Source organism: Methylobacterium sp. WL18 (assembly GCF_008040015.1).
Lineage (GTDB): Bacteria > Pseudomonadota > Alphaproteobacteria > Rhizobiales > Beijerinckiaceae > Methylobacterium > Methylobacterium mesophilicum.
In genome coordinates, this window is sequence record NZ_VRVD01000290.1 from 1 (window position 1) to 5,846 (window position 5,846).

Here is a 5,846-nt window from a genome sequence, read left to right on the forward strand (position 1 = left end):
CCCCCTCGTCCAGTTCCCCGACCGTCGCCTGTCCCTCCCGGCCGACCCGGTCGATGCGTTCGGTCCTCGCCTCTCGGCCCTCGCCGACGACGTGCGGGACACGCTGCTGGCCGTCAGCGCCATCGGCCTGACGGCACCGCATATCGGCGTTCCGGAGCGCGTCGTGGTGATCCGTCTGTCGCCGGACGAGGATCTGCGCGTCTACGTCAACCCGGTGATCCTCTGGGCCTCCGCGGAGACGACGCCCCATGAAGAGGGCAGCGTCAGCATGCCCGGCGTGCGCGAGCGCATCACGCGGCCGAGCCGGATCCGCTTCGGCTACCGCGACCTTGATGGAGCCGCCCACGAGGAGGAGACGGACGGCTTTTCGGCCGCCGTGATCCAGCATGAAATCGATCAACTCGACGGTATCTTTTGGATCGACCGCCTCTCCCGTCTGAAGCGAGAGCGTCTCATCAAGCGGTTCGAGAAATCGAACGCCGCTTCATCAAGATGAAACCCGGGCCGAACACGATGAAATGGCCAACTCAACACGACGACATCGGCATCGATTGCACCGCTGCCGGCATCGGCTCTAGACCGATGCCGGTTCATCGGGGGATTCGACCATGATCGTCTACGGTAGCAGCCTCTCGCCCTTCGTGCGCAAAGTGCTCGTGGCACTGGCCGAGAAGGGTGTCCGGTACCAGCACCGGCCGGTGGCGCCGCAATCGGACGATGCCGCATTCCGGGCAGCGAGCCCGATGGGCAAGATCCCCGCAATCGAGCATGACGGCTTTCGGCTGGCCGATTCGAGCGCGATCCTCGATCATCTCGAGCGCCTCACCCCGCAGCCCGCGCTGATCCCGGCCGATGCGCAGGGGGCCGCCCGCGCCCGCTGGTTCGACAAGTTCGGCGAGGTCGAGCTTGATCGGAAGCTCTCAGTCGTGTTCGCGGAGCGCTTCCTGAAGCCGCGGGTGCTCAAGGTTCCCGGTGACGACGCGCTGGCGCAGCAGGCGCTCGACACGGATCTGCCGCCCCTGTTCGACTACCTCGAATCGCAGATCACAGGGCCGTTCCTGGTGGGCGACAGCTTCGGGATCGCCGACATCGCGGTCGCGGCGCCGTTCCACAATCTCCGACTCGCCAAGGTTCAGGTGGATTCCGCGCGCTGGCCGAAGCTCGCCGGCTGGGTCGCGCTGACGCTCGACCGGCCGTCCTTCGTGACGGCGATCACCGCGCCGGCCTGGTGAGACGACAGGGGCACGATCACGGAGCGGTGACCGTGACGCGGTCGGCGCACCGGCGATCGGCCCTATCTGCCATGCAGGGGCCGACGGATCGATATCCGGTCATCGCGTCCCCGATGGAGTTGTAATGATCGTCTACGGTACCGGTTACTCGCCTTACGTCCGCAAGGTCCTGGTCTCGCTCGCCGAGAAGAACGTGCCCTACGAGCACAGGCCGGTGATGTTCCACGCGCCCGATTCGGATTTCCAGGCGGCCAGCCCGTTGGGGAAGATCCCGGCGATCGAGGATGGCGGGTTCAAGCTCGCGGATTCCTCGGCGATCCTCTGGTATCTCGAGCGCAAGCACCCGACCCCGGCCCTGGTGCCGTCCGACCCGCAGGTTCTCGGCCGCGCGGTCTGGTTCGACAAGTTCGGCGATACCGAGCTGTTCGGGAAGCTGATCGTGCCGTTCGTCGAGCGGATCCTGAAGCCCAACATGATGGGCAAGCCCACCGACGAGGCCGCCGTCACGAAGGCGCTCGACGCGGATCTGCCGCCGCTGTTCGATTATCTGGAGCGGCAGATCTCGGGCCCCTACCTCGCGGGTGACGCCTTCAGCATCGCCGACATCTCGATCGCCACGGGCTTCTACAACTTCCACGTGGCCGAGGCACACATCGATGCCGGCCGCTGGCCCAAGCTCTCGGCTTATATCGCCGAGACCCTGGCGCGCCCGTCGTTCAAGACCGCGCAGGACGCGAAGAAGGGCTGAGGAAAGCCGGCGGCGGTGTCAGAGCAGGGCTCTAATGCCGCCGCCGGATCGAACCGACGGTCTGGAGCTGGCTCTGCGCCTCGGCCCGGTCGTCCTCGTTGGCCGCCGCCCAGTTCTTGTCGTAGAGGGCCACGATCCAGTCGTCCTTGCGGCCCTCCGCGCCCTCGCGGGCGAGCGACAGCCACATCAGGCCCTTCACGCGCTGGACCGGCACGCCGCCCAACCCGTTCATCAGCATGTCGCCGAGCAGAGCCTGCGCCGGGTGGTGCCCCTTCTCGGCCGCCAGGTTGAACCAGCGCGCCGCCTGCCGGGGATCCGTCTCCACGCCGGTGCCGTCGAGGTAGAGCCGGGCGAGGTTGTACTGCGCGTTCGGCTCGCCGTAATACGAGGCCGCGTAGTTGAACATGTCGTAGGCGCGCTCGGGGTTCGGGCGCACGTAGGTACCCTTGATCCCCTCAAGGAAGTAGGTGCCGAGCGCCGTGAACGCGCTGCCGGTGACCGCCGAGTTCTGCGGATCGGGGCCGTCGTCGGTGCTAGCGTCGGCGATCCGGGAAAAGAACTCGAACGCCTTCAGGTCGTCATGGGGCACGCCGTCGCCCTCGGCGTACATCCGGCCGAGCTTCCACAGGGCCAGGGCATGGCCCTGCCCGGCGGCGTATTCGAGGGCGCGGGCGGCGCCCTGCTTGTCGCCAGCATTGTACTCGCGGACGCCGGCGCGCAGCGCGTCCTTGGCCGACCTGTAGCTCTTGTCCGCCACCGGTACCTGGACCGGCGCGCGGACGCTGGCATCGAGCGCCCGCGGCGCCTCCGTGGGCAGGGCGAGCAGGATCAGGACGCCGGCCGACGCCGCGATCCTGGCGATCAGGCGGGACCGACCGGGATCGGCCCCGGCCGGCGCCCTGCGCCGGCTGAGGTCAGTCCTAGACGTCCGCATAGCTCTCCAGCTCCTTGGCGCCGCCCGGATGGGTGACGGCGCCGTACAGCGCCGGGCCGACGCCCTGCGCGTATTTCCACAGATACCCGGAGGTCGCCGTGTTGGTCCTGGGCGCCCAGGCCTTGCGGCGCTCGGCGAAGTCCTGGTCCGACAGGGCGACGCTGAGCGTGCCCTGGATCGCGTCGAGGGTGATGATGTCGCCGTCGCGGATCAGGCCGATCGGCCCGCCGACCGCCGCCTCGGGGCCGACATGGCCGACGCAGAAGCCGCGGGTCGCGCCGGAGAAGCGCCCGTCCGTGATCAGCGCGACCTTGTCGCCCATCCCCTGCCCGTAGAGGGCCGCTGTGGTGGACAGCATCTCGCGCATGCCGGGGCCGCCGCGCGGCCCCTCGTAGCGGATGACGAGCACGTCGCCTTCCTTGTAGGTCCGCGACTGGACGGCCTCGAAGCAGGCCTCCTCGCCATCGAACACCCGGGCCGGGCCGGTGAAGACCTGTTTCTCGGCCGGCATGCCGGCGACCTTCACGATCGCGCCCTCGGGGGCGAGGTTGCCCTTAAGGCCGACGACGCCGCCGGTCGGGGTGATCGGCCGGTTGGCCGGGTAGACCACGTCCTGGTCCGGGTTCCAGGTCACCCGGTCCATGTTCTCCGCGATAGTCCGGCCGGTGACCGTCAGGCAGTCGCCGTGCATGAAGCCGTGGTCGAGGAGGGTCTTCATCAGCAGCGGGATGCCGCCGACCTCGAACATGTCTTTGGCGACGTAGCGCCCGCCGGGCTTCAGGTCGGCGATGTAGGGCGTGCGCCGGAAGATTTCGGCGACGTCGAACAGCGTGAACTCGATGCCGCATTCATGGGCGATCGCCGGCAGGTGCAGGGCCGCGTTAGTCGAGCCGCCAGAGGCGGCGACGACGGTGGCGGCGTTCTCGAGCGCCTTGCGGGTGACGATGTCGCGCGGGCGGATCTGCTTGGCCAGCAGCTCCATCACCTTCTCGCCGGCGGTGGCGCAGAACTTGTCCCGGATCTCGTAGGGCGCCGGGGCGCCGGCCGAGTAGGGGAGCGCTAAACCGATCGCCTCGGAGACGGTCGCCATGGTGTTGGCGGTGAACTGCGCGCCGCAGGCCCCGGCCGAGGGGCAGGCGACCTGCTCCAGCTCGTCGAGGTCTTCCAGGCTCATGTCGCCGACCGCGACCTTGCCCACAGCCTCGAAGAGATCCTGGACGGTGACGGGCTTGCCGCGGAACGAGCCGGGCAGGATCGAGCCGCCGTAGATGAAGATCGACGGCACGTTGAGGCGCACCATCGCCATCATCATGCCGGGCAGCGACTTGTCGCAGCCGGCGAGGCCGACCAGGGCGTCGTAGGCGTGGCCGCGCATGGTCAGCTCGACCGAGTCGGCGATGACCTCACGCGACGGCAGCGAGGCGCGCATGCCGCCATGGCCCATGGCGATGCCGTCGGTGACCGTGATGGTGCAGAACTCGCGCGGGGTGCCGTGGGCGGCGGCGACGCCCTTCTTCACTGCCTGCGCCTGGCGCATCAGCGAGATGTTGCAGGGGGCGGCCTCGTTCCAGCAGGAGGCGACACCCACCAGCGGCTGGTGGATCTGCTCCCGGGTCAGTCCCATCGCGTAGAGATAGGAGCGATGCGGGGCCCGGTCCGGCCCCTCCGTGACGTGACGGCTGGGCAGCTTCGACTTGTCGTTCAACCGCGTGTCCATCAACCCGAACCAAGCCTTCGCGCCGCCAGTCCCGAGGGTGCAGGAAGCCGCGGCGCGTCGCCGTTCGCGATGCGCCGGATGGGCCGTCCGCGTGCTCGGGAAAACCTCGTTTCGAAACGGTAAATCGTTGTCGAACTTGCCGTTTACCGCGGATGGTGAGGTGGGCCCGGACTATGGCGGGATCGCGGCGTTTGCGGGCAGGTCTCGGGGCGGACCCGGGTTCGTTTTACGGTGTTGCGACCCCGCCACAGCCACGCTTGGGGTCCATTGCCGGCACGAGATTAGGTTAAGGATAATCCTTCGGTCACCTGCCCCACCGGATAAGGCTCAATCGACACGGGTTCTAAGGCTCAGTGCCGCGCCGTATCACCGGCACCGTGCCACCAACCACCCGCCGCCGTCATCTCCGGACCGCAGACATGGCCCTTGAACTGCTATTCGCATGACTGAACCGATACCCCGTTCGGCGCAGAGCACGAAACACGTGCCCCCGTTCAGCCGCGGCCCGGCTCCGGCAAGGCGGCCGACGCGGCACCGGTTTCCAGAGCACGGTCGCTCTCGTCCTTGAGGGTCACGCCGCTGAGGCCAAGGGTCAGCGCGCGGGCGAGCAGCCAGTGCAGCTTGAACGCCGCCTTCTCGTGGGTGAGGCCGGCCGTTCGCACGTTCGAGATGCAGTTGCGCTCCGCATCCGAGCGGCCGATTTTTGGATTCAATGTCAGGTAGATGCCAAGGCTGTCGGGGGAGGACAGGCCCGGCCGCTCGCCGATCAGCACCGCCACCGCCCGGGCCTTCAGGGTCTGGCCGACCGCGTCGCCGAGCGCCACGCGCGCTTGCCGGGCGATCACCACCGGCGCGAGGCGCCAGCCGGCCTTCTCGGCCAGGGGCTTGAACGCCCTGAGCAACGGCGCCGCATTCTCGTGGACGGCCCGGGCCGAGAGCCCGTCCGCCACCACGACGGCGAGATCGGCGGTATCCGCCGCGGCTTCGAGCGTCAGCAGGTCGTCCGGATCGAGCCGTCGGCCGAGATCGGGGCGGCGCAGGTAGGTCGCCCGGTCCGGGGCCTGCGAAGCCACGGCAAGCGTGGCGAGGCCGAGTTCCGCGATGGATGCGGCCAGCGCCTCCGCATCCATCGGCGCGTGCACGGCGTCCCGGGCCTGGGCATGGTCGAGGCCGAAGCGCAGCACCTCCCGGGTCGGCAGGCCGCTGCCGGCGCGG

6 protein-coding genes are annotated in these 5,846 nt (G+C 68.8%); 3 read left to right on the forward strand and 3 right to left on the reverse strand.

The annotated features are described in order from the left end of the window. The 3 genes from FV228_RS18570 to FV228_RS18580 all read left to right on the forward strand — a co-directional run. Nucleotides 1-496 (forward strand): peptide deformylase (locus tag FV228_RS18570; protein WP_147855978.1); only part of this gene is annotated, 496 nt, incomplete at its 5' end. A gap of 112 nt (nucleotides 497-608) precedes the next feature. Then, a complete protein-coding gene (locus FV228_RS18575; RefSeq protein WP_147855979.1) occupies nucleotides 609-1,232 on the forward strand; it encodes a glutathione S-transferase family protein in 624 nt (207 codons plus the stop codon). Between the two features lie 124 nt (nucleotides 1,233-1,356). Next, the gene (locus FV228_RS18580; protein WP_147855980.1) at nucleotides 1,357-1,980 is read left to right on the forward strand and encodes a glutathione S-transferase family protein; all 624 of its coding nucleotides are present in this window, start codon (nucleotides 1,357-1,359) and stop codon (nucleotides 1,978-1,980) included. Between the two features lie 31 nt (nucleotides 1,981-2,011). On the opposite strand, the gene FV228_RS18585 is transcribed toward FV228_RS18580, so the two are convergent. From FV228_RS18585 to eutC, 3 genes are all read right to left on the reverse strand, one after another. Further along, entirely contained in the window at nucleotides 2,012-2,914 is a 903-nt protein-coding gene (locus FV228_RS18585; RefSeq protein WP_147855981.1) for a tetratricopeptide repeat protein, read from the reverse strand. Further along, nucleotides 2,901-4,631, reverse strand: a complete 1,731-nt coding sequence (ilvD, locus tag FV228_RS18590) for a dihydroxy-acid dehydratase (protein WP_147855982.1) — start codon at nucleotides 4,629-4,631, stop codon at nucleotides 2,901-2,903. Before ilvD ends, FV228_RS18585 begins: the two co-directional genes overlap by 14 nt. 494 nt (nucleotides 4,632-5,125) lie before the next feature. Further along, nucleotides 5,126-5,846, reverse strand: a 721-nt coding sequence (gene eutC / locus FV228_RS18595; RefSeq protein ID WP_147855983.1) for an ethanolamine ammonia-lyase subunit EutC, incomplete at its 5' end; no start/stop codon positions are given.